Origin of the sequence: Chlamydia abortus (genome assembly GCF_002895085.1) — a bacterium.
Taxonomy (GTDB): domain Bacteria; phylum Chlamydiota; class Chlamydiia; order Chlamydiales; family Chlamydiaceae; genus Chlamydia; species Chlamydia abortus.
In genome coordinates, this window is sequence record NZ_CP024084.1 from 997,553 (window position 1) to 1,019,665 (window position 22,113).

The following is a 22,113-nucleotide window of genomic DNA, read 5'->3' on the forward strand; positions in this document are numbered from 1 at the left end:
TGTTTCTTTTGCCATTCTTGCTATAACCAAGTATTAGAATAAATTCTCACTCTACTAAACACCTTGTGTCTATCATGGTAAGAGAGCGTCAGAAATCTAAATCCGTCCTATTTCCTTCGATACCTTTCGCGGTTAGGGCGAGCGCCTATCTATTTTTGGCTTGTTTTTCGGGTCTGAGTCTATGGAGTTTTCATAATACCCAGCCTTGTACACAAAACTGGATAGGATTGTTGGGCTGGTCCTTAAGTTCTTTTCTTTTGTATTGCTTTGGAGCTGCGTCTTTTCTTATCCCTCCCTATTTTTTATGGTTGTCTTTCCTGAATATGAGAAAAACGCCATCGAAAATCTTACATCGTAAAGCATTAGCATTTGCTGCGCTTCCTGTATGTTCTTCTGTTTTGTTATCCATGTTGTCTCCTATTCAGACATTGCCGCATGTTTTAGATACACGTCTTCCTAAGTTCGTTTTAGGGATCAATCCTCCTGTTTCTTATTTAGGAGGGATTCCTTTTTACATTCTGTATACGGGGCAATCCTTCTGCTTAAAACATCTGATAGGTTCTGTCGGGACGTGCCTAATCTTTTCGTTCATACTGTGTTTCTCTATTTTTTATCTTTGTGGCAGCATAGTTTTAATTAAAAAAAAAATCCTGCAAAAATTTCTCAAAAGCAAGTGTCAAGCTTGCTGGAATATTTGCAAAAGCATTTTAAAAAGACTAACTAACAAACAAAATTATCTTCCTAAGCCATCAATTAAAGTTCCCTCTTCCCCTATAGCAAGGAACAGTGCAAAGAAACCACCGACCCCGATTGTCTCCTTACCTATAGAGAAACGGGACTTATTGGATGATGTACAAATCGCCTCTCAAGCTTCAGAAAAGGCGACTCTTTTTTTAGCTCCACATCCTGAGAAACGCATGTTATCTCCGTTCCTCAAACCCCGAAATACAGAGCAGAAAAATTCAAAGATTAATGTACTACCTCAAGCTTTATCTTCGTCGAGTAATAGAGCAGAAAAACCTGTTCCTTTAAATCTATCTACATTTGGCGAGGGCAATTCTGAGTTACCTCAGTATCATCTATTAAGTAAGAGTGATAATTCTAAACCCGAATCCTTGCGTGAAGAATTACAAAAAAAGGGTGTGCTGTTACAGCAGACTTTAGAAAGTTTTGGAATAGAAGCTGATATTGGCAATATTTGTTTTGGGCCTACATTAGCTGCATTTGAAGTACAACCTCATACCGGTGTAAAAGTTCAAAAAATTAAGGCGTTAGAAAATGACATTGCGTTGAACTTACAAGCTTCGAGTATTCGTATTATTGCTCCGATTCCTGGGAAGGCTGCTGTTGGCATTGAAATTCCTAATCCCTATCCCCAGCCAGTCAACTTCCGGGATTTATTGGAAGATTACCAAAAACAAAATCACAAATTAAAGGTTCCTCTTTTACTTGGGAAAAAAGCCAATGGTGATAATTTCTGGGCAGACTTAGCTACAATGCCCCACCTGATTATTGCAGGAACCACAGGATCGGGGAAATCTGTTTGTATCAATACTATCGTCATGTCTCTGATCATGACCACACTACCTTCCGACATCAAACTTGTGATTGTCGATCCCAAAAAAGTAGAGCTTACTGGATATTCCCAGCTTCCTCATATGTTAACACCTGTGATCACAGAATCACGAGACGCGCATAGTGCTTTAGTTTGGCTTGTTAAAGAAATGGAACTTCGTTACGAAATTTTAAGATTCTTAGGTCTTCGTAACATTCAAGCTTTTAATGCTCGTCAACGCAATATCGATATTGAAGCTTCTTTTGATAAAGAAATACCAGAAAAAATGCCTTTCCTTGTAGGGATTATCGACGAGCTGTCTGATCTTTTACTTTCTTCTTCTCAAGATATAGAAACGCCTATTATTCGTTTAGCCCAGATGGCAAGAGCGGTCGGGATTCATTTAATCCTAGCGACACAAAGGCCTTCTCGCGATGTTATTACTGGGTTAATTAAAGCCAACTTCCCTTCACGCATAGCATTTAAAGTTGCTAATAAGGTAAATAGTCAAATCATCATAGATGAACCTGGTGCTGAGAATCTGATGGGGAATGGGGATATGTTAGTAGTTTCTCCCTCTTCTTTTGGAGCTGTGCGTGCTCAAGGAGCTTACATTTCCGATGAAGATATCAACAAGGTGATCAAAGACCTATGTTCTCGCTTCCCTACCAAATACGTTATTCCTTCATTTGATACTTATGAAGACTGTGGTAGGGAGGATTTCACGGATAGAGATCCTTTATATAATCAAGCGAAAACGCTCATTCTTCAAACAGGAAATGCCTCGACGACTTTCTTACAACGAAAACTTAAAATTGGTTATGCTAGGGCGGCAAGTTTAATAGACCAGCTGGAAGACGCACGTATTGTAGGTCCTTCCGAGGGTGCTAAACCTCGTCAAATCTTAATACAAATGCCTCCTCAAGAAGGATAAGTTTATGGAAGGTTTTTTCCCTTTAGCCTCAGGTTCGAAGGGGAACTGTGCCTATTTAGGAACGGAGTCCTCTAAAATTCTGATAGATTTAGGTATCAGCAAGCAACTTGTAACACGTGGACTCCTATCGATGAACGTGCATCCTGAAGATATTCAAGCAATTTTTGTATCGCACGAGCATTCGGATCATATTTCTGGAATTAAAAGTTTTATCAAGACTTATCACACTCCAATTATTTGCAATCTTGAAACAGCGCGTAACCTGTGTCAATTATTAGATATGCATCCAACGTTTAAGATTTTTTCTACAGGGACAACATTTTCTTTCCATGATTTAAAAATCCAAACATTTAATGTTCCTCACGATGCTGTGGATCCTGTAGGATTTATCTTTCATTATCGTGATGAAAAATTAGGTTTTTGTACGGACTTGGGTTGGGTAACTTCATGGATTATTCATGAACTTTACGACTGTGATTATTTACTTATAGAAGCCAATCATGATCCTGAACTTGTTCGACAATCTTCTCGCCCTGACATTTATAAAAAACGTGTTCTTAGTAAACTCGGCCACCTATCAAATCATGAGTGTGCAGAATTATTACAAAAAGTTCTCACTCCTAAAATAAAGAAAATCTACCTTGCTCACCTCTCTAGCGAATCTAATACACCTGAACTAGTGCTATCTACGGTATCTTCGGCCATAGAAAATATTACTTCCATTGATCCTGTCATTGTAGAAAGTCATGAAGTGACTGATCCTATTTACTTTAGTTCTTTAATTACCGTATGAAATTAGAAGATACTTCACACCCGACCCTATACATTTCTCTAGATCATCACTGGGAAAAGAGCACGTGCTACAGTATGGATAGAGCTTCGCAGTTACTGAATTTCAAATTTCTTCCCTTTCTTACTTTTGCAGATTGGAAAGTAGAAGAAAAAGTCCGTCAGCTCTGCCATAAGGCTAAGAAAAAACAATTCATTTCTCCTTTAGCAAAATGGTTGGGACAGCTTCACAAGCAAGATCTAATCACGCCTCCTATGCCTCCCATAGCCATTTGTTGGATCAACTCCTATATAGGTTACGGAGTCTTTGCTCGAGAAAGGATCCCGGCTTGGACATACATTGGAGAGTATACGGGGATATTACGTCGCCGTCAGGTCATTTGGTTGGATGAAAACGATTACTGTTTTCGTTATCCCTTATCCTTGTGGCTATGGCGTTATTTTACTATCGATAGTGGACATCAAGGAAATTTCACTCGCTTTATTAATCATAGTGACAAGCCTAACGTAGAAGCTATTGGAGTATTCCAGGACGGACTATTTCATGTGATTATTAGAACGATTCAAGCAATTGAAGCGGGCGAAGAGTTATGTTACCACTATGGCCCGCTATATTGGAAGCATAGGAAAAAGCGTGAAGAGTTTATTCCCGAAGAAGAGTAAGTATTTAACTCTTTTCGTATGTTCCCATGAGCTCTGCGGTATCTATAACATGACTTTCCATGACTTCAAGCAGCTGATCTCTGGTGACATTTTCCTCTATGGGCAAAATCACGTCTAAAACATAGCAGTAGAAATAATACCGATGCTGTCTATCTGGTGGACAGGGTCCTTCGTAGCAAGCTTTTCCTGAGGTATTTAACCCTTGAACAGCGTAAATATTTGCGCCTTCTACTAATTCGGTTATCGCTGGAGAGAGGTTATAGACTATCCAATGAATCCATAGACCATCTTCTCGTAAATTTTTGGGCACATCAGGATCTTCCATGATCAAGGCCATACTTTTGGCTTCTTGAGGAACATCTTTAAATATGAGGGGTGGTGAAATTCCAGCGCCTTGACATGTATATTTTCTTGGAATTGCTTTCCCATAATCAAATGCCGGTGAGAGTAACTGCATAATTCGTCTCCAGTTAGATATCTAGATTTTGCAAAACAGTGGGTTGAGCATCTTCTTCCAGTCTAAGTAAGGCAACTTCTCGATTTGTGGACACTACATCTTTAAACAAAGCTACCAAGGCTATAGAATTTAGAATCACCATACCCGCAAATCCTGTATCAGAAAGGCTCCAGATCAATCGCATATCTACTATGCCTCCGAGAGGTATAACCGCAACAAACAGGATCTTTAACCAGGAATTGGCTCGTTTTCCCGGGATCATATATTCTAAACTTTTTTCTGCGCAAGCAAACCAAGTCAGGACCGTCGTATAACCAAACAACGCCATGGCAAGAATGACAACGAGTCCTCCAATAGAGCCTAAGCTTGATTTAAAGGCATTTAACACCATCAGCGTTCCCTCTTGTCCTGAGACATAGGCACCGGAAACAATAAGAACAAGTGTAGTGATGGAGCACACTATCATAACAATGACGGGAGGTAAAAGCGTAACCAGACCATCAATCACTGGATTCTTGCTCTGAGAATCGGATTGTAGAATGGATACCATGCCGCTACCACAATCTGTAGCCATAATCGCACGGCTCATGCCTGTTGAGATCACTTGAGTGACTGTATAGCCTTCCAAGCCGGCAACTGTTGCTTTTATTCCGAAAGCAGACGAAATGATCAGTTTTAGCGCGGGGATGATCATGGCGCTATGCTGTATAAGAATAATCAGACAGGAGATGGCGTAAAAACCTGCTATAAAAGGAATCACTCGGGCTGAGAATTTTAAAATACGGCTATTTCCCCCTATGAGTACAGGGACAATTGTTAATGCAAGAAGCATGCCTACAAGAAATTTCAAAGGTATACTCTCGACACAGAGAGGGACTATGCAATTAATTTGTGCAAAATTTCCTGCTGAGAATGCTGTAATAATTGTGAATATACAAAAAAGACCGGCTAGGAATTTGCTTCCCAAGCCATAAGCGAGGCACCCTGTAGGTCCACCGATAAACTTGCCAGATTGTCTACACAATTTGCGATATTTGACGCCTAAAAAGGATCCTGAGTATTGAACAATGGCACCTAAAAGAGCGGCTACCCAGATCCAGACTAAAGCTCCAGGTCCTCCACAAGCGATAGCCACAGCCATGCCGGCGATATTTCCAGTACCAAAATTCCCAGCAAGAATACCGGCTACAGCCTCGTAACGAGACACTGTACCATTTTCAGTAGATGGATTTTCCTGTTTATTTTTCAACATGAGATTAAAGCCCAGCTTTAACCCCGTAAATTGCAAACCCCGTAATTTCCATGTTAATAATCCACCAAGAAATAGAATCGTGGGGAACACACAAAAGGAAATGCAGAAATTATTTAACTGTTCTAGGAAATGTAACATTTGTCTCTCTCTTTATTGCTAATAGTGTTCTTTTCGTGGAAGATCACAGCAAATTAGCTTGTAGCTTCCTCTCCTGGTTTAGGGGAAAGGAAGCTTCGTTGTAGAGAGCTTAAGAAGGTTGAGATATCACGATATCCACAAGCTCGGGCCACCTTTCCCCTTGCACTATTGAGGCAACGGTCCCGGAATCTAATCCTAAGGTGGAGGCAAAAGCAGAGACATCTTCTTCAGTAATCACACCCTGAGAAGCAGCTTGAGAAAATACGTCGCTTAATTCGGCCATAAACATATTCCAAATCCAATCACGACCTTGCATTTTCTTCATACCTTCAATTAATGAAGGGTTTTCAGCTAGAAGCTTTAATAAAGCTAAAGGGTGAAGTTCTCTGATGCGGTTTAAAGCACTCTTAATCTCACTCTGAGACATAGCTAACGATATAGAAGATTTTTCAGCAGCAGCAGACACAACGAAAGAGATATCTCTTTTGTCCTGATCCGATAACTGATCTTCATATTTCTTAAAGTTAGCTTGCACTTTCTGCGTGTCCTTCTTAGATTGACTACGTCGAGCAAATAATCTTCGCGAACGACGGGAAGGCTTTTTTTCACTTCTCGTGAGTATAACAGATTCGTGATTTATGTCCCTCGAGTTTTTTACGCGCTGCTTGGATCCATAAGGGTTCAAGCAGCAACTACTCAAACTCAAGAGCAACAGCAAACCGCTAAAACCGTACTTATAGATATATTTTTTCATTGCTTTAGTTTAATTTAAAATTAAAATTTATAATATTATATCACAAATACATTAAAATAGCGGCCTTTTAGTTATTTAACATCATAAGAATACGTATTCTCTGCTCTTCCAGGGAATTGATTCTTGAGTTTCTCGGGTTGATTTGTTATTGGCCATTTTGTTATCAACATGTGGCATTTAGTTAGTGCCCTTTATTAAGGGAAATTAACAAAACAATTAGACGCCAGGGGATCTTATGTTAAAAATCCTTACAATTCGAAGCTGCGCTTGTTTAGTAGCTTGTCTTTTAAGTTTTCCTTATCTGTCTGTTGGAGCTCCGACTTCATCGGTGATGCTCCAGACAAACTTATCTTCTGGTAAAGGAAAAATAGGATCCGATTCATGGATTGAACATAAACTGCGTCAATATCCGGAATTGCTTTGGTTGACAGAGCCGTCGGCTGCGGCAAGTATAGCGACAACAGGCAAAACGACCTATTCTTTATCTTTATTTGATAAGAAGATCCCTGCTTTTGATGTTGCTATACGTAGTTTGATCTACCTACACCTGTTAATACAAGGTTCACGTCAATCCTATGCTCAGCTTTGTCAATTACAGCCTGGAGAAAATAGCATTACCTTTAAGCAGTTCCAAACTGCTCATAGGCAACTAATGCATTTCTTAAATTCTCCGAAACACTTTGATAATACTCTAAAAATTTTAGAGACGGCCATTGTGTTAAAACATCTGGGATGTTCTGCAAAGGCTGCCGCAAACTTTAAACCTTACTTTACAGAGACTCGAGTTGATGCTTTTTATGCGAAAGCTTTGCATGTATTACAAGCATTTCCGGAACTCAGTCCGTCGTATTCGCGTCTATCTCCAGAGCAAAAAGAGGTACTTGTTGCGTTACGTCGCTTAACTGATTACGATGCCCTGTTCAACCTGACAACTGCCCCGAGTTCTCAGCTTTTATCTGTAGGTAGGGTAAAACGTCCTTTAGTGATTTTAGATTTATATCTATATTCTCTGGACATCTGTGGTGAGCACAATTGCTCTCAGGAATTTTACTATAACTTTGCTCCTTTATTATCCATGTTGCAGCAGCATGCGACTGTAGAAGAAGCTTTTTCCCGTTATTTCACTTACAGGGCAAATCGTTTAGGCTTTGAAGGATCTTCTCGTAGTGATATGACTTTGGTGCGTTTAGCCACACTCATGGAACTTTCTCCTGCGGAAACGAGTGCTCTTACCTGGAGTTATAAAAATCTTCCTATCGACGAGTCAGAAAGCTTAGTTAATAGCTTTTACACAGTACAAGGGGAACTCATTCCTCTAGAGATACGCGGTCTCCCAAATCTCATTACCGGTTTACTACAAGCAAACCATGGAACAGCAACATCAAGCCCTGAAAGCCGCTTACGTCAGGTGTACTCAACAGCGCTATCTTTAGTAGTGAAAAGCTTACGTGTTCAAAAGGATATGTTGAAAAAGCAACTACTTGATCAAACGACTGTGTTGGATTTCTCAGAAACGACAATTTCTTGTGGAGGTCTAGATATTTTCTCAGAAAATATTGCTGTACGTGTGCATTTAAATGGTTCGGTTAGCGTTACACTTTAAAGTATAACGCTACGCAATTATAACTTCTTAAAAAGATCCGCCATCTCTAGAGCTGTCCTCATTCCAGACACTCCTAAATGTGATCCTTTGATTCCCGCCCGTTGCCATGCGGAATCTACACAAGGGGCTGTGATAATAGAAAAGGTAATGGGTAGATTGTATTCTACAGATAGCTCACTAATTCTTGCCGACACTTGATCTGCTATGTGATCGTAATGAGTAGTTTCTCCCTTAATTAGAACTCCACAAGCGACTATAGCGTGATACTCTATGCCTGAAGTAAGGAGTTTCTTTAACGTACAGGGAATCTCAAAAGCCCCGGGAACGCGTACGATGGTGAGCCTATCTTCTGCCCCACCGAGCTCAAGAAAAGTTTGTGCGGCTCCAGAAACCAAAGCGTCCGCTATAGGCCCGTTAAAACAAGAGCCAACAATAGCCACGCGCATATCTTTTGCTGAGGCTATCCCTTTAAATGTTTTCATATCATCCTAGAATTATCTTATGTTCACTTCTTCTTTGTAAGAAGGAAAATCTATCCAATGTCCCATACGCTCTTTTTTTGTGCGGAGGTAACATTCATTTTCTTCAGAGAGATTGATTGGAAGAGCTATTCTATCAACAATTTCTAACCCATATCCCTGGAGGCCGAAATATTTGTGGGGATTATGGGTAATCAATTTGATCTTTGTCAATCCCAGATCAACTAAAATCTGAGCTCCGATTCCATATTCTCTAGAATCTATAGGGAAGCCAATTTCTAAGTTAGCATCGACAGTATCGTACCCACGATCTTGTAGAGCGTAGGCTCGAACTTTATGACCTAATCCAATACCACGTCCTTCTTGTCCACGTAGATAAACAAGAACACCTTCACCCTCTAATCCAATATATTCCATAGCAGAATGCAACTGGCATCCACAATCACAACGTATGGACCCCAGAATATCACCAGTAAGGCATTCAGAATGTACCCGCACCAGTACATTCTCCTTCCCTCGTACATCACCTTTGACCAAAGCGATATGTTGGATACCATCCAAAACGGACTCGTAAACATGAATAGTAAAATCCCCATATTCTGTAGGCAGACGAGCCGAAGAAATAGGGACAACGAGCCTTTCGGATAACATGCGGTAGGCTACTAAATCCGATGTAGATATTATTGAGAGCTTATGCTGCATAGCAAATTCTATAATTTGCGGAAGACGCATCATAGTGTGGTCTTCATTAACAAGCTCTGAAAGGACCCCGCAAGGCTGCATATTGGCTAAACGCATGAGATCTAAAGCAGCCTCTGTATGACCGGCTCGTTTTAATACACCTCCCGGTGTAGCCATTAAAGGGAAGAAATGCCCTGGACGGACAAAATCCCCAGGAACACTATTCGGGTCGGATAGGAGTTCCACCACTCTTGTTCTATCGGCTGCAGAGACACCTGTAGTTATGCCTTTCGCAGCATCCACCGACACTGTAAATGCAGTACGATAGCGACAGCGGTTATCTTTAACCATAGGGGGGAGGTCTAATTGTTTTATTCTCTCAGAATCTAAAGAAGCACAGATAATTCCCGTCGTATATTTAAGAAGAAAAGTCATTTTCTCGACGGTCATTTTCTCGCCTGCGATGATAAGATCTCCCTCATTCTCTCTCGAAGTCTCATCAACAACAATAACAAATTTACCTTCCGCAATATCTGCAATTGCCTTTTCTACAGGGACAAAACACGAGGCACGAGCATCATCATCGAATTTTATCACCAAAGTTCCTCCAAATTACAGACACCCACTCTCCAGGAATGCTAATAGAAATCCCCATTCACTGCAATCTCTTCCCCCGTTTTCTCTATACGAGGATTTCCCAAGAAGTTTTTAAAGAATTTCCTATAATTTCAGAAAATATAGGCACAATTTTTTGAGAAGAATGCAGGCGTAAACCTAGGTCCCCAAACGTAGGATTTCGTTGATCTCCTAAAATTTTAGGTCCTAAGTACAGGACAAGAGCATGGACTAAACGTTCTTTCAAAAATGCAGTATGTAAAGCTGCCCCGCCTTCAACAAGAACTTGTAAGGTAGGTGTAGTAGATAAATATGCCATCAATTCATGTAAATTTACTTTAGCCCCTTGTGGTTCTGTAACTAGGAGATCCACACCCAAGTCTTCGATTTTTTTTCTATGATCTTCTGAAGATTGTGGGGTCGTAACATAGAGAGATTTCCCGGCGCTATGAAAGACCTTCGCCTCTGGAGGGACCACGCCTTTACTATCCACAACCACGCGCAAAGGTTGACAAGGATAGAGTTCCCCGGAAGGTTGTCTAGCCGTTAACAAGGGGTTATCTTGTAAAACAGTTTTAGAACCTACAATAATAGCTTGAGAACGAGCTCGGAGTTTTCCGACATCAGCGCGGGCTTCAGGGCAGGTAATCCATTGTGATTGTCCGTCTCTATCGGCAACTTGACCATCCACAGTCGCGGCACTTTTAATGACCACCCAAGGTTTTCCATGGGTACGCTGGTAGATATAAGACTTTAAAGAACGCTCTGCTTCTTCTTTTCCTAAACCTTCATAAACACAAATGCCCGCTTTTCTTAAACTAGCGGCTCCCCTACCTGAGACACGAGAATCTGGATCGAGTAAGGCAATATACACCGCAGCAACTTTATATTTGATTAACAAGTTGACACAAGGAGGAGTGTTCCCATAGTGGCAGCACGGTTCAAGAGTTACATAAACTTCGCTGCCCTCAATGGATTCTGAAGCAGAACGTATGGCTTTTTCTTCTGCATGAGGTTGACCTGCTTTCTCATGATATCCCTCTCCTATTATCCGACCATTTTTTACGATCACACAACCCACCCAGGGATTCGGTTGTGAAGAAAAAGCCCCCTTTTCTCCTAATTCTATAGCTCTTCGCATAAAAAATAGTTGTTGCTCAGAAAAATCTTCCATATACTTTATCTTTGTGAGAAAAAGGTAATTCAAGAGACATAAGGATGTTGGATATAAAATTAATACGCAAGGCACCTGAAGAATGTGAAACCCGTCTTCGTAAGAAAGATCCCCTTATTTCTCTTCAGCCTATTCTTGATTTAGATAAAGAAATCCGTCACCTCAAGACAGAAACAGAAGCATTACAATCTCAAAGAAAACTTTTGTCAAATCAGATCCATAAAGCGAAAGCTCAAGGAGAGGATGTGTCCTCGATGATGGATAATGTGGAGAGAATTTCTCAAGACTTAGCCAAACTTGAACCTTTACTTGAGCAAAAGGAATCGACTTTACAAGACATGCTCGTACGTCTTCCTAACTATCCTGACGAAGATGTCCCTGTATGCCCCGATAAAACGGGGAACCAGGTAATTAAACAAGTAGGTGCCTTACCTACATTTTCTTTTACTCCTAAGCACCACGTAGAGCTCAACCAAAAATTACAAATTTTAGATTTTAAACTTCCTGCGAAAACTTCGGGTTCAGGTTGGCCTGCATACAAAAACCAAGGTGTCTGTTTAGAATGGGCCTTATTAACCTATTTATTAAATAAGCAAAGAGAACACGGGTTTCAGTTATGGTTACCTCCTCTTCTCGTAAAACATGAAATCCTTTTTGGCTCAGGACAAATTCCTAAATTCGACGGTCAGTATTACCGTGTAGAAGATGGAGAGCAATCTCTATATCTTATTCCTACGGCTGAGGTTGTTCTGAATGGCTTCCATTCTCAAGAAATTTTTAGTGAGAAGGACCTCCCTATATACTATGCGGCATTTACACCATGCTTTCGTAGAGAGGCGGGGGCTGCAGGAGCTCACGAACGAGGACTCGTTCGTGTACACCAATTCCACAAAGTGGAGATGTTTGCCTTTACTACCCCAGATCAAGCAGATCAGGCGTACGAAAAAATGCTCGCTGTGGTTGAAGATATTCTTACAGAATTACAACTCCCCTACCGGCTATCTTTACTCTCCACAGGAGACATGTCTTTCACAGCATCAAAAACCATAGATGCTGAGGTTTGGCTACCTGGGCAACAATCTTACTATGAAGTTTCTTCTATTTCACAATGTACGGATTTCCAATCTCGTCGTTCGGAAACGCGTTATAAAGATAACCGCGGAAAAATGCACTTTGTCCATACTCTCAATGGCTCCGGTTTAGCGACACCGCGTTTATTCGTAGCTATTTTAGAAAATAACCAGCAAGAAGACGGTTCTGTGATTATTCCTGAAGTTTTACGCCCCTACTTAGAGAATCAAGAAGTATTATTACCATAGGAGTAGCCTCTGTATGGTAAACATGAAAAAACCTAAGGCAATGTAAACCGTATACTGGATGGATAAAGTCAATGAATACTGATTATGCTCACTTCAAAAATGCAACCCCTGAAGAACACATCAAAATTGTTAGAGATCAGCATGGTGTCTGCCTGGGCGAACCTCATAGAACAATAAAAGGTTTTTTCTATCACCTGGCAAGTGACGCTCTATCCACAGGAATCTTTTTATTTTTCATTAGAACGCTGGCCTTCCTTCTTTCTATGCCTCAAGCAGCACAAACCGAAATTCTATTTTCGTTAGGACTAGGATGGATTTTTTACCGTGGTTGTTTGAAAGCAAAAAAAGCCTGGTCTTACATGGAGCTTTCTCATCGGTTCATGTTACAAGAAAAAGAAGAAATCGAAAACCATCCCGAGCAAGAACGCTTAGAGCTCAGTGTGATCTTCAAAAACCAAGGATTTAAGTCGCCTCTCCTTGAAGAAATGGTAGATTATGTTTGTTCGGACTCCACTCTTCTTCTGGATACGATGATTCGCGAAGAGCTGCACATTTCTATGGAGAATTTCCCTCATCCTTTAAAACAGGGAGGGACACGTATGCTAGGAGGCTTTATAGGCATCATTTTCTTCCTACCATTAATTCTCTGTTCTAGTTATACAGTAGTTGCCGTATTATCTGGCATCCTCATTACAGCACTCTCTGCTACTAAAGCAAAGATATTAGGTAATGATATGATTACAGAAGTTGTATGGGTTTTAGGTATTTTTATTACCTCGATAAGTATCGTTTGCACTTGTGTAAAATTTTTATAGATCCTAGGTATCATAATGTTTTCACAACTATTCTCTTCTCCATTTTCACCAGAAAAGCTAAATAATTTTTTTGAGTCGGGGATGACCGAAGACAATAGTCCGATGTTATCTCAAGGGAGCCGGTTACTCAACCGTAATTTATCTTTAAAATCGGCGTGTGTTTCCTTAGGGATGTACTTGTGTGCATTAGTGTTCTATTGGTTTCACGTTACAGAGATTTCCAATCTGTTTGTCGTTTTTACATTCTTTCTTGCTGGGACTCCAGCTTTGATAAAATCGTTAGATGATATTCGCAATAAGACTGTAAATATTGACATCTTAATGACGTCAGCAGCGTTCGGATCGATTTTTATTGGTGGAGCTTTAGAGGGATCTTTACTTCTTGTTTTGTTTGCTATTTCTGAAGCTTTAGGGCAAATGGTATCCGGGAAAGCCAAGGGAACATTAGCCTCTTTGAAACATCTAGCTCCCACAATAGCCTGGGTAGTCCAAGAAGATGGGAATTTAGAGAAAATTCCCGTACGTCTTGTAGAAGTTGGTCATATCATTCGAGTAAAAAGTGGCGAGATTGTTCCTTTAGATGGAGAAATTGTTCACGGATCTTCCTCGATCAATCTTATGCATCTTACCGGGGAGAAAATTCCTAAATCTTGTCAGGTTGGCTCTATAGTTCCTGCAGGGGCGCACAATCTCGAGGGAAGTTTTGATCTTAAGGTTTTGAAAACAGGTGCGGACTCTACCATCTCTCACATTATCAATTTAGTTATTCAAGCGCAGAAATCGAAACCACGTTTACAACAACGTCTAGACAAGTATTCTTCAGTTTATGCGTTGACGATTTTTGCTATCTCTACCTCTATAGCGGTTTTAGTCCCTCTATTTACCTCGATTCCTTTCTTAGGGCCTAATAGTGCGTTTTATCGTGCTTTAGCTTTTCTCATAGCAGCATCTCCCTGCGCATTAATTATAGCTATTCCTATTGCCTATCTCAGCGCTGTAAATGCTTGTGCAAAGCATGGTGTTCTTCTTAAAGGTGGTGTCGTTTTAGACCGTTTAGCTTCCTGTAATTCTATTGTTATGGATAAAACAGGGACCCTCACAACCGGAGAGCTTACCTGTATTGGTTGTGATACGTTCGGTAATGAACATCCTGATTTCTTCCCTTCGATTTTAGCTTTAGAACAATCTTCCATGCATCCTATAGCTCAAGCAATTGTTTCCTACCTCATGAAAAATAATGTTTCCTCACGTCCTGCAGAAGAGTACTGCATGATTCCAGGACAAGGTGTACGAGGGCTTTTTGAAGGCAAGGAAGCATTCGTAGGGAGAGTAGATACTGCCTTACAAAAAATTCCCCAAGATTACGTTCAAGAATTAGAAGAGCGTATACACACTGCACGACAACGCGGAGAAATCTGCTCTCTTGCTTATTTGCAAGATTGTTATGCTCTCTTTTATTTTAAAGACACACCACGTCCTGATGCCGAAAAAATTGTCAAGGAGCTTCGAAACGACGGGTATACGATTAGCATGTTGACAGGAGACCATCAAATTAGTGCAGAAAATACTGCCAAGCTTTTGGGGATCTCCGAGGTATTTGCAAATTTATCTCCCGATGACAAATTAGACAAAGTACGTGAACTTGCGAAGCAACGTCATATTCTCATGGTTGGGGATGGGATCAATGATGCTCCTGCTCTTGCCCAAGCCACGGTAGGTGTCGCTATGGGAGAAGCAGGCAGTGCGACAGCTATAGAAGCTGCTGATATAGTTCTCCTTCATGATGCGATTTCCCTACTACCCTGGATTATAAGGAAAGCTAAGCAAACACGAAGGATCGTGACCCAAAACTTGGGATTAGCTCTTGCGATTATTCTTCTTGTTTCTTGGCCAGCATCTTTGGGGATTATTCCCTTATGGTTAGCCGTGATCCTTCACGAGGGGAGCACTATCGTTGTAGGGCTCAATGCTTTGCGCTTGCTGAAATAGTTCTTAGTATTTTGAGAATCTACGGCTATAGATACTCTGTAAAATACCCAATGAAGCCATAGTCGAAATGACTGAAGATCCTCCATAGGAAACTAAAACGAGAGGAACTCCAGTAATGGGCATTAACCCACACATCATGCTAATATTAATTAGAACGTGCATAGAAATATGCACGGTAATCCCTGCGGCTAATAATCTACCGAAACCATCAACGGCAACAGCTACCGTTCGGCAACCGAAACAAATCAAACAATAAAACATCCATAAGGCAAAGAACAGGCCGATCAATCCGAACTCTTCTCCTAAAGCGGAAAACACGGAATCCGTATATCCATAAGGCAACCATCCCCTCCCAGCAAATTCTCCAGATTTCCATCCGCGTCCCTTCACACCTCCGAGTCCAATAGAAATTAAAGATGCACGTTGATGGTGGTTCGAAGGGCTTAATCTTTCATATTGGTATTCCTTGATAACCTTGAGTGCATAAGGTTTTACCTTTTCATGAGAAATCATCCCTGAGAAAATCAACAAGGAACACAGCATGCCCATGCCAGCAATGATCGTGCTAATTTTTACAAATACGGGGTGGATATTTCCTAGATAAAAAATTGCCAAAGCAACGGGACATAGCACTAAAGCCGTTCCTAAATCTGGCTCTTTCAAAATCAGGACAAAAGGGATTCCCACAATAATACAAGCCAGTAAAGCTGTGGTCTTCGAAGAAATGACAGATTTACGTATATCTAACGTATAGCTAAGCATGATCACAACAATCAGCTTAGCATATTCTGAAGGTTGAACACTTAAACCAATCAAAGGGATTTTGTACCATCTGTGGACATTTTGCACCGCAGGAACAAAAAATAAACCTATCAGGCTCAACAGCATAAGGATATAGAGACACCACGCCCAATTTCTCAATTTATGGTAATCAAGGTACATGCATAAGAAAAAGGCTACCCAGCCTAAAGCAAAATGGCGTATCTGCATGATACTTTTATTTGTTAGCAATCCTTTTGACGAGGTTACAAGTATCGTAGATGGGTCCATAGAAGAAATCACGACCACACTGATCGTCATTAATAAAATAATGACAACAAATACCCAAGAATTGACATAGCTGAAATATCTAGTGTTTCTCATAATGCTCTCTATAGCTTAAGAGTGGGATACTTCCAATGAAAGTTATTTATTATGAAATTGCAGAAACTCCATCTACAAATGCAACAGCAAAACAATTCATGCATGTGTGGAATCCTTTTGCTCTTACTGTTGTGTCCACTCAAAAACAAACCGACGGAAAGGGGAAATTTAATAAGTCCTGGGTATCTTCTAATAAAGACCTTACCCTTTCCTTCTGCTTTTTCATTACTGAACTTGATATTGATGTTAGCTTATTATTTCGTTTAGGGACAGAAGCGGTACTCGAATTAATTCAGGATTTAGGCATCACAAACGGAACCATAAAATGGCCTAATGATGTTTTGGTACATGGTGAAAAGCTCTGTGGTGTTCTTAGCGAAACTCTACCATCCCAAGGGTACTTGGGTATCGTTTTAGGAATAGGGATCAATGGCAATAGTTCCCAGGAAGACCTAGCCTCTATTGAGCAACCTGCCACCTCTCTCTCTATACTTTTACAGCATCCTATAGACCTTGAAGAGATCCGTCATCGGCTTGTGGAACATGTGCGGAAGTGCATCTTGCAAAGATTCTCAAAAATCTTAGCGAGAGAAATGAATCACGGGTAAATCTAAAAAACGAAATACTCTCGAAGCTACCCATAATGACGGTCGGGATCTGTGTTCCAAATATTTCTCCACGGCTTGTTCATAAGCCGCCGTCTCAAAAGCAAATAAATTATCTCTAGCCCAGAAATCTTCTATGAATGGGACTGCTGTTTCCTGTTGGTGGTTATCACCTAGAATGTCTAAAATCTCATGAACAATCTGAGGCAATGTTTCTTCCATCTCTTGAAACGCAAAAAGAATATCGTAGCCGTATTTTAGAAAAGCTCTCCAGGACATCTGGTGATGATGCAATAAAAATTCTGTTTCCTGGGATAACCGCGATATTTTGATATTACCTAAAGAAGCTAGTGAGAGGAGAGCTTGACGCTTGGCAATGGCGTGAGAAAGCAAACATTCCCAAGAAATCATTATATTCTTCACGAGATAGTATAACTGACAGTAGGCTCCGAGAAAAGCACCCAAGAGCACGCTAAAAATAACTACAAAGACGCATCCTATCATAGGTTATATATCGCTGACACAGGATAAAAAAGCAACTGAGCTCTACATGTAGGTAAGAATCTCTGCGTCAGTAAGCTCGCGATATTCCCCGTAACGTAGACCACCGAGAACGAAACTCCCGATACGAATACGAGAAAGCTCTAAAATAGGCAACCCTGCAGCCTCAGCAAATAAACGAATTTCGTGTTTTTTCCCTTCATTTACAATAATCTTGAGGGTCCCTCGACGGATTTTCTCTACAGAAACCGGCCTGACTCTCTTGCCATCGATAACTGTACCTTCCATAAGATCTTCAAGATTTTTTGCTGTAACATCACGACTGACTTTAAGCAAATACTCTTTTGTAATGCCAAAAGAAGGATGAATAATCTTATTAGAAAATTCCCCATCATTCGTGACTAAAATCAACCCTGAAGTCTCCTTGTCTAACCTACCCACAGTAAATACGCGATAAGGGAGATGGGAAAATAAATCGATAACTAACTTATCACCTGGGAATGTTCTCTCTGAAGAACACAAGTATCCCAGGGGCTTATGTACCATAAAATACACCTTCTTGGTCATGCCTACTCGACGACCGTCGACCTTCACTGTGTCCGTCTCTTCATCCACCAAGACAAAAGGGCCTGGCGCTACCCGACCATTTACAGTTACATGTCCTGAAAAGATGATCTCATCACACTTTCTCCGCGACGCAACCCCTGAAGAAGCTAAAAATTTATTAAGACGAATCTTTCCCATAATATTCTCCATTCAAGACATATATTGTGCCGAAGAATAGCAATAGAGGTCTACCTTTCTTTATTATAAAAAAATGTTGTCTGGGGAAAATCTTTCTTCTGGACAAAAGTTTTTTTGTTCCTATGCTAGTTTTCTTAATCTCATTACTCAAGAAGCCATGGCCTTTCTTATCTTATTACGACACGGGAAATCCGTCTGGAATGAAAAAAACCTTTTTACAGGATGGGTGGATATTCCCCTAAGTCAAAAAGGTATTGACGAAGCAATGCTTGCAGGCGAAGCCATCAAAGACCTTCCCATAGATTGCATCTTTACCTCCTCTCTTGTGCGAAGTTTAATGACGGCATTGCTTGCTATGACGCATCACAACTCTAAAAAAATCCCTTACATTGTTCACGATGATCCTGAACAAAAGCACATGAGTAAGATCTATAGTGATGAAGTCAACCACATGATCCCACTGTACCGTTCTAGCGCACTCAATGAAAGAATGTACGGGGAACTCCAAGGAAAAAATAAAAAAAAAACCGCTGAGCAATTTGGGGAGGAGCAAGTAAAATTGTGGCGACGTAGTTATAAGACCGCCCCTCCTAATGGCGAAAGTCTTTATGATACTGGGCAACGCACCATCCCCTATTTTCAGGAAACTATTTTCCCTTTGTTGCAGAATTCAAAAAATGTATTTGTATCTGCACATGGAAATTCCTTACGTTCACTCATTATGGATATAGAAAAATTAAGTGAAGAAGAGGTACACTCCTTGGAGTTACCTACAGGAAAACCCATAGTATATTTATGGACCGGTCACACATTCGAACGACATCCAGAGTTATTTGGTTAAACAACCAACAAGCGATTCCTCCTTCTGCTTCAGTGAGGGGGAGCTTTGAAACCTATGCCGATCCCTTTTCCTTGATACCCTCTTCAGCAATCAAGCTCCTGAATGAAACTGAAGAGGCTGTCCGTAAGCTGGTCGGTTGTTCTAAAGAAACGCACACGTTTCATTTTCTTCCACATTTCCCTCATGCTGTTATGATTATTGTAGCGGCATTATTAGAGAATCTGACTTTTTTCCAGGGGAGGAATCACCTTCTGATTTCTTCTCATGAACAGCAATATCATATCGACGCGATTTGCCGCCGCCAAGGTTTGGGAACTACTTATGATTGGGTAACGATCAACTCGTCGGGAAGACTCTCTCCGGAACAACTTACAGAAGCATTAACACCACGCACTTTATTATTTTCATTATCTGCAGCTAACGGCATGACGGGGCTGATCGAACCTATAGAGACATTACAGCCCTTATGTCAGGATCGGGGGGTTATCTTGCACTTAGATCTCTCTGATATTTTAGGACGTGCCACGGTAACTCCAGAAATGCTGCATGCCGATATCCTAACGTTTTCTTCTCTAGCTTTAGGAGGCATTGGGAACATCGGAGGAATGTTCATTAAAAAATCCCTGAGTAAGTTTTTCGATTTATGGTTACCTTCTAACTCTCCAGGAACATTGTGTTTAGGTTCTGTAGCCGCGATGAAAACGGCTTGTCAAGAACGCGCATCTTCTTTGTCCTCACTCATCTTACAATCGATAAATCTAAGAAGCAAACTGACGAAAGAACTCCAAGCAGCGTGTCCTGACGTGCAATTTCTTTTCCCTGAGTTAGAAAATAAACTTCCCAATGTCATGCTCGCCGCTATAGAGGATACCCCTGCAGAGAGCTTAGCTTTCTTCCTGCATCAACAAGGCATCTATCCCGGGCTGGGTTACGAACGCTTCCAACCTATATCTCAAATCTTACAAAATTGTGGTGTATCGCCTTTTCTCTGTCATAGTACCCTACACTTTTCCTTTACAGAGAGAACGAAAGATGAACAGTTTACTACCTTAGGGCATGTTATCCAAGAGGGTATTGCCCACCTAAAATCTGCAATTGCGAGCTCCGTATGACAATTCCATTTCAACCTGTCGCCTCTTGGGCAAACGTATCTCCAAAAGTGATGAAGAAGTTTCACAAGTTTTACTGTGGGGGAACATTTTCCGCTGAAGATGCAGAAAGTAAAGGGGCTCATCTGATTATCGGCAGTCAAGGCCATCGCCTCATGGGGAATTACGTCATATTCTATTGGTTGATCGATAAGGTAAATGGAAAAATTATGGACGCTAAATTCCAATATTTTGGCCATCCCTTTTTACTCGTCCTTGCTGAAGCTACGTGTAATTTAGTTATTGGCAAAACCTACGCACAAGCCTATAACCTTACGGTGAACTCTATCGACACCGAACTCCGCTCTCATCCCAGCAAACCTGCCCTTCCAGAAAATAGCTCGTCTCTGTACCACAGTATCATCGATGCTTTGGATATTGCTGCAGAACAATGCATGGAAATTCCTCTTGAGGATGGTTCCCTTCCTCTCAAAGAATCTTTCTTACCTTCAGAGATCGAAGACGCTAATCCTTATACTCAAGAAGCCTGGGAAGCTCTGTCCGTAGAATCACGACTACATGCTCTACGTACAATCACCGAAGATAAAATCTCTCCCTACGTAGCTCTTGATGGTGGTAGTGTACTTATTGAAAAACTGGAAGGAAATATCGTAACAATTGCCTATGCAGGAAATTGTTCTGGATGTTTTTCTGCTATAGGATCTACATTGAATTCTATAGGCCAACTTTTACGTGCCTACGTTTATTCTGAATTGCAAATTAAAGTAAATGAGGCCTCTTTAGATTTTTCTATGTCTCAATACTCCGACGAAACTAATTAACTTTTAAAGTTCGTGAATTGTCAATAATTCGTATCTTTTGATAAAGAATAATAAAATGTTAATAACTCTATAATGATTTCATTATTTTTTCCTGAGGATTATTGTGTTTTTCCAATTCCTGAAAAAGAAAGTTGCTTCATTAGGCATCTCTCCCTTAGGCATCTTACTTGTTTTTTCGGCTTTAGGGGGCGCAATCTTTTTTAGGAATAACGCGTCTAACTCTCCTGATTTTCCCTCTCCACCTGAAAAAAAAACCTCGGGATGGCTTAAGCTGAGCCAAGTGGCACATCCAAAATTGTTAGAATCCTTAGCAAAAAAAGAACAGTTAGAAAGAGACCTCACTATGTTTCAACCGGTAGCTCATGCTACTGTTGCTCTATCTCTTCCTACGGAAGACGATCCTCATATTGTGCCTCAAGTATCGGTGATTCTCTCCTCTCATAAAAATGAAATGTTTTCATTACCTCTATTGCAATCCATTACTGATTACTTATCCAGTAGCGTGCCGGGATTAACTAAAGAGCACATTACCTTGTCGGATAATTTAGGAAATACATATTCTCCGGGGGAGCTCTCTACAAATTCTCTATTGCTCTCTGCATGCGAACAATATTTAGGGAAAATTTTCCCTAAAGAACACTTTGCTTTAGCTTGCCTAGCAAACAACACTCCAGGGATCCAGCTAACAATTAATGAGAAATACCTAGCAAAGTTTCCAAAAGAAAAAAGAACAACATTTTTGCTTCATGCGGAAGAACACCTGAAGAAAATCTGTGGCCCCGCCCAACCTATTGTTATTGAGAAATTCCCTTTCTCACAAACCATAAAAAAGGATCGTCTTTCCTATAAGCTCCTCGTTGGAGGAACGATTTTACTTTCTAGTTTAGGGATCATTGCTTTGGCAAGCTTCTATCTTGCTTTCTATGCTTATGAATGTATTCCCTCAGAATCGAAAAAAATAAAACAAGGCATAAATATTACAAAGCTGGTAGAGATACTACAAAAAGAGTCTCCTGAGAAAATCAGGTTAATTCTCTCGTATTTGGATCCTAAAAAAGCCGACGAGATCTTCAAACATTTACCTGAAGATATAAAACACCAAGTACTGAAATTATAAACATTAAGAATTAGG

The 22,113-nt window shown here is 40.6% G+C and carries 21 protein-coding genes; 12 read left to right on the forward strand and 9 right to left on the reverse strand.

Annotated features, from left to right (window positions below; translation table 11 throughout):
* The first annotated feature begins 74 nt into the window (after positions 1-74).
* The 3 genes from CHAB577_RS04500 to CHAB577_RS04510 are packed head-to-tail and all read left to right on the forward strand — an operon-like array spanning position 75 to position 3,941.
* On the forward strand, positions 75-2,489 hold the full coding sequence (locus CHAB577_RS04500) for an FtsK/SpoIIIE family DNA translocase (protein ID WP_041461352.1): 2,415 nt from the start codon (positions 75-77) through the stop codon (positions 2,487-2,489).
* A gap of 4 nt (positions 2,490-2,493) precedes the next feature.
* Complete coding sequence (locus CHAB577_RS04505; RefSeq protein ID WP_011097380.1) at positions 2,494-3,282, forward strand: MBL fold metallo-hydrolase; 789 nt, start codon at positions 2,494-2,496, stop codon at positions 3,280-3,282.
* Entirely contained in the window at positions 3,279-3,941 is a 663-nt protein-coding gene (locus CHAB577_RS04510) for an SET domain-containing protein (protein WP_011097381.1), read from the forward strand. The genes CHAB577_RS04505 and CHAB577_RS04510 overlap by 4 nt, the downstream gene beginning before the upstream one ends.
* Positions 3,942-3,945: 4 nt before the next feature.
* On the opposite strand, the gene CHAB577_RS04515 is transcribed toward CHAB577_RS04510, so the two are convergent.
* The 3 genes from CHAB577_RS04515 to CHAB577_RS04525 all read right to left on the reverse strand — a co-directional run bounded on the left by CHAB577_RS04515 (position 3,946) and on the right by CHAB577_RS04525 (position 6,542).
* On the reverse strand, positions 3,946-4,398 hold the full coding sequence (locus CHAB577_RS04515) for a YbhB/YbcL family Raf kinase inhibitor-like protein (RefSeq protein ID WP_011097382.1): 453 nt from the start codon (positions 4,396-4,398) through the stop codon (positions 3,946-3,948).
* Positions 4,399-4,411: 13 nt separating this feature from the next.
* Positions 4,412-5,788, reverse strand: coding sequence for an alanine/glycine:cation symporter family protein (locus tag CHAB577_RS04520; protein WP_011097383.1), 1,377 nt, complete (start codon positions 5,786-5,788; stop codon positions 4,412-4,414).
* 109 nt (positions 5,789-5,897) lie between these two features.
* Positions 5,898-6,542 (reverse strand): DUF8085 domain-containing protein, encoded by a 645-nt coding sequence (locus CHAB577_RS04525; RefSeq protein ID WP_011097384.1) that lies wholly within the window; start codon positions 6,540-6,542, stop codon positions 5,898-5,900.
* Positions 6,543-6,777: 235 nt separating this feature from the next.
* On the opposite strand from CHAB577_RS04525, the gene CHAB577_RS04530 reads away from it, so the two are divergent.
* Positions 6,778-8,145 carry a hypothetical protein gene (locus CHAB577_RS04530; RefSeq protein WP_006344464.1) on the forward strand — a complete coding sequence of 456 codons (1,368 nt, stop codon included), beginning with the start codon at positions 6,778-6,780 and terminating at the stop codon, positions 8,143-8,145.
* 17 nt (positions 8,146-8,162) lie between these two features.
* On the opposite strand, the gene ribH is transcribed toward CHAB577_RS04530, so the two are convergent.
* The 3 genes from ribH to ribD all read right to left on the reverse strand — a co-directional run bounded on the left by ribH (position 8,163) and on the right by ribD (position 11,094).
* Positions 8,163-8,627 carry a 6,7-dimethyl-8-ribityllumazine synthase gene (gene ribH, locus CHAB577_RS04535; RefSeq protein ID WP_006344465.1) on the reverse strand — a complete coding sequence of 155 codons (465 nt, stop codon included), beginning with the start codon at positions 8,625-8,627 and terminating at the stop codon, positions 8,163-8,165.
* Positions 8,628-8,639: 12 nt separating this feature from the next.
* A complete protein-coding gene (locus tag CHAB577_RS04540; protein WP_035395381.1) occupies positions 8,640-9,902 on the reverse strand; it encodes a bifunctional 3,4-dihydroxy-2-butanone-4-phosphate synthase/GTP cyclohydrolase II in 1,263 nt (420 codons plus the stop codon).
* 85 nt (positions 9,903-9,987) lie between these two features.
* Complete coding sequence (ribD, locus tag CHAB577_RS04545; RefSeq protein WP_011097385.1) at positions 9,988-11,094, reverse strand: bifunctional diaminohydroxyphosphoribosylaminopyrimidine deaminase/5-amino-6-(5-phosphoribosylamino)uracil reductase RibD; 1,107 nt, start codon at positions 11,092-11,094, stop codon at positions 9,988-9,990.
* A 44-nt stretch (positions 11,095-11,138) separates the two neighbouring features.
* Here ribD and serS point away from each other — a divergent pair, with 44 nt between their 5' ends.
* From serS to CHAB577_RS04560, 3 genes are all read left to right on the forward strand, one after another.
* A complete protein-coding gene (gene serS, locus CHAB577_RS04550) occupies positions 11,139-12,413 on the forward strand; it encodes a serine--tRNA ligase (RefSeq protein ID WP_011097386.1) in 1,275 nt (424 codons plus the stop codon).
* Positions 12,414-12,484: 71 nt separating this feature from the next.
* A complete protein-coding gene (locus tag CHAB577_RS04555) occupies positions 12,485-13,228 on the forward strand; it encodes a VIT1/CCC1 transporter family protein (RefSeq protein WP_011097387.1) in 744 nt (247 codons plus the stop codon).
* 15 nt (positions 13,229-13,243) lie between these two features.
* On the forward strand, positions 13,244-15,217 hold the full coding sequence (locus CHAB577_RS04560; RefSeq protein ID WP_011097388.1) for a cation-translocating P-type ATPase: 1,974 nt from the start codon (positions 13,244-13,246) through the stop codon (positions 15,215-15,217).
* Between the two features lie 3 nt (positions 15,218-15,220).
* On the opposite strand, the gene CHAB577_RS04565 is transcribed toward CHAB577_RS04560, so the two are convergent.
* Entirely contained in the window at positions 15,221-16,360 is a 1,140-nt protein-coding gene (locus CHAB577_RS04565; protein ID WP_006344471.1) for an FtsW/RodA/SpoVE family cell cycle protein, read from the reverse strand.
* A 35-nt stretch (positions 16,361-16,395) separates the two neighbouring features.
* On the opposite strand from CHAB577_RS04565, the gene CHAB577_RS04570 reads away from it, so the two are divergent.
* Positions 16,396-16,968 carry a biotin--[acetyl-CoA-carboxylase] ligase gene (locus CHAB577_RS04570; RefSeq protein WP_006344472.1) on the forward strand — a complete coding sequence of 191 codons (573 nt, stop codon included), beginning with the start codon at positions 16,396-16,398 and terminating at the stop codon, positions 16,966-16,968.
* Here CHAB577_RS04570 and CHAB577_RS04575 read toward each other — a convergent pair.
* Both CHAB577_RS04575 and CHAB577_RS04580 read right to left on the reverse strand, forming a co-directional pair.
* On the reverse strand, positions 16,942-17,469 hold the full coding sequence (locus tag CHAB577_RS04575; protein WP_011097389.1) for a hypothetical protein: 528 nt from the start codon (positions 17,467-17,469) through the stop codon (positions 16,942-16,944). The genes CHAB577_RS04570 and CHAB577_RS04575 overlap by 27 nt on opposite strands.
* A 42-nt stretch (positions 17,470-17,511) precedes the next feature.
* The gene (locus CHAB577_RS04580) at positions 17,512-18,210 is read right to left on the reverse strand and encodes a pseudouridine synthase (RefSeq protein WP_006344474.1); all 699 of its coding nucleotides are present in this window, start codon (positions 18,208-18,210) and stop codon (positions 17,512-17,514) included.
* A 157-nt stretch (positions 18,211-18,367) separates the two neighbouring features.
* Between CHAB577_RS04580 and CHAB577_RS04585 the strand changes: the two genes are divergently transcribed.
* From CHAB577_RS04585 to CHAB577_RS04600, 4 genes are all read left to right on the forward strand, one after another.
* Positions 18,368-19,051, forward strand: coding sequence for a 2,3-bisphosphoglycerate-dependent phosphoglycerate mutase (locus CHAB577_RS04585; protein ID WP_006344475.1), 684 nt, complete (start codon positions 18,368-18,370; stop codon positions 19,049-19,051).
* Positions 19,006-20,163, forward strand: a complete 1,158-nt coding sequence (locus CHAB577_RS04590) for an aminotransferase class V-fold PLP-dependent enzyme (protein WP_011097390.1) — start codon at positions 19,006-19,008, stop codon at positions 20,161-20,163. The genes CHAB577_RS04585 and CHAB577_RS04590 overlap by 46 nt, the downstream gene beginning before the upstream one ends.
* Positions 20,160-20,981, forward strand: a complete 822-nt coding sequence (locus CHAB577_RS04595; RefSeq protein WP_011097391.1) for a NifU family protein — start codon at positions 20,160-20,162, stop codon at positions 20,979-20,981. The genes CHAB577_RS04590 and CHAB577_RS04595 overlap by 4 nt, the downstream gene beginning before the upstream one ends.
* 103 nt (positions 20,982-21,084) lie before the next feature.
* Complete coding sequence (locus CHAB577_RS04600; protein ID WP_011097392.1) at positions 21,085-22,098, forward strand: type III secretion system protein; 1,014 nt, start codon at positions 21,085-21,087, stop codon at positions 22,096-22,098.
* Positions 22,099-22,113 lie beyond the last annotated feature (15 nt).

Bases quoted from the DNA above. Each gene is read 5' to 3' on its own strand.
- CHAB577_RS04500 (WP_041461352.1), top strand. From the start codon at position 75: ATGGTAAGAGAGCGTCAGAAATCTAAATCCGTCCTATTTCCTTCGATA.
- CHAB577_RS04505 (WP_011097380.1), top strand. From the start codon at position 2,494: ATGGAAGGTTTTTTCCCTTTAGCCTCAGGTTCGAAGGGGAACTGTGCC.
- CHAB577_RS04510 (WP_011097381.1), top strand. From the start codon at position 3,279: ATGAAATTAGAAGATACTTCACACCCGACCCTATACATTTCTCTAGAT.
- CHAB577_RS04515 (WP_011097382.1), bottom strand. From the start codon at position 4,398: ATGCAGTTACTCTCACCGGCATTTGATTATGGGAAAGCAATTCCAAGA.
- CHAB577_RS04520 (WP_011097383.1), bottom strand. From the start codon at position 5,788: ATGTTACATTTCCTAGAACAGTTAAATAATTTCTGCATTTCCTTTTGT.
- CHAB577_RS04525 (WP_011097384.1), bottom strand. From the start codon at position 6,542: ATGAAAAAATATATCTATAAGTACGGTTTTAGCGGTTTGCTGTTGCTC.
- CHAB577_RS04530 (WP_006344464.1), top strand. From the start codon at position 6,778: ATGTTAAAAATCCTTACAATTCGAAGCTGCGCTTGTTTAGTAGCTTGT.
- ribH (WP_006344465.1), bottom strand. From the start codon at position 8,627: ATGAAAACATTTAAAGGGATAGCCTCAGCAAAAGATATGCGCGTGGCT.
- ribD (WP_011097385.1), bottom strand. From the start codon at position 11,094: ATGGAAGATTTTTCTGAGCAACAACTATTTTTTATGCGAAGAGCTATA.
- serS (WP_011097386.1), top strand. From the start codon at position 11,139: ATGTTGGATATAAAATTAATACGCAAGGCACCTGAAGAATGTGAAACC.
- CHAB577_RS04555 (WP_011097387.1), top strand. From the start codon at position 12,485: ATGAATACTGATTATGCTCACTTCAAAAATGCAACCCCTGAAGAACAC.
- CHAB577_RS04560 (WP_011097388.1), top strand. From the start codon at position 13,244: ATGTTTTCACAACTATTCTCTTCTCCATTTTCACCAGAAAAGCTAAAT.
- CHAB577_RS04565 (WP_006344471.1), bottom strand. From the start codon at position 16,360: ATGAGAAACACTAGATATTTCAGCTATGTCAATTCTTGGGTATTTGTT.
- CHAB577_RS04570 (WP_006344472.1), top strand. From the start codon at position 16,396: ATGAAAGTTATTTATTATGAAATTGCAGAAACTCCATCTACAAATGCA.
- CHAB577_RS04575 (WP_011097389.1), bottom strand. From the start codon at position 17,469: ATGATAGGATGCGTCTTTGTAGTTATTTTTAGCGTGCTCTTGGGTGCT.
- CHAB577_RS04580 (WP_006344474.1), bottom strand. From the start codon at position 18,210: ATGGGAAAGATTCGTCTTAATAAATTTTTAGCTTCTTCAGGGGTTGCG.
- CHAB577_RS04585 (WP_006344475.1), top strand. From the start codon at position 18,368: ATGGCCTTTCTTATCTTATTACGACACGGGAAATCCGTCTGGAATGAA.
- CHAB577_RS04590 (WP_011097390.1), top strand. From the start codon at position 19,006: ATGGACCGGTCACACATTCGAACGACATCCAGAGTTATTTGGTTAAAC.
- CHAB577_RS04595 (WP_011097391.1), top strand. From the start codon at position 20,160: ATGACAATTCCATTTCAACCTGTCGCCTCTTGGGCAAACGTATCTCCA.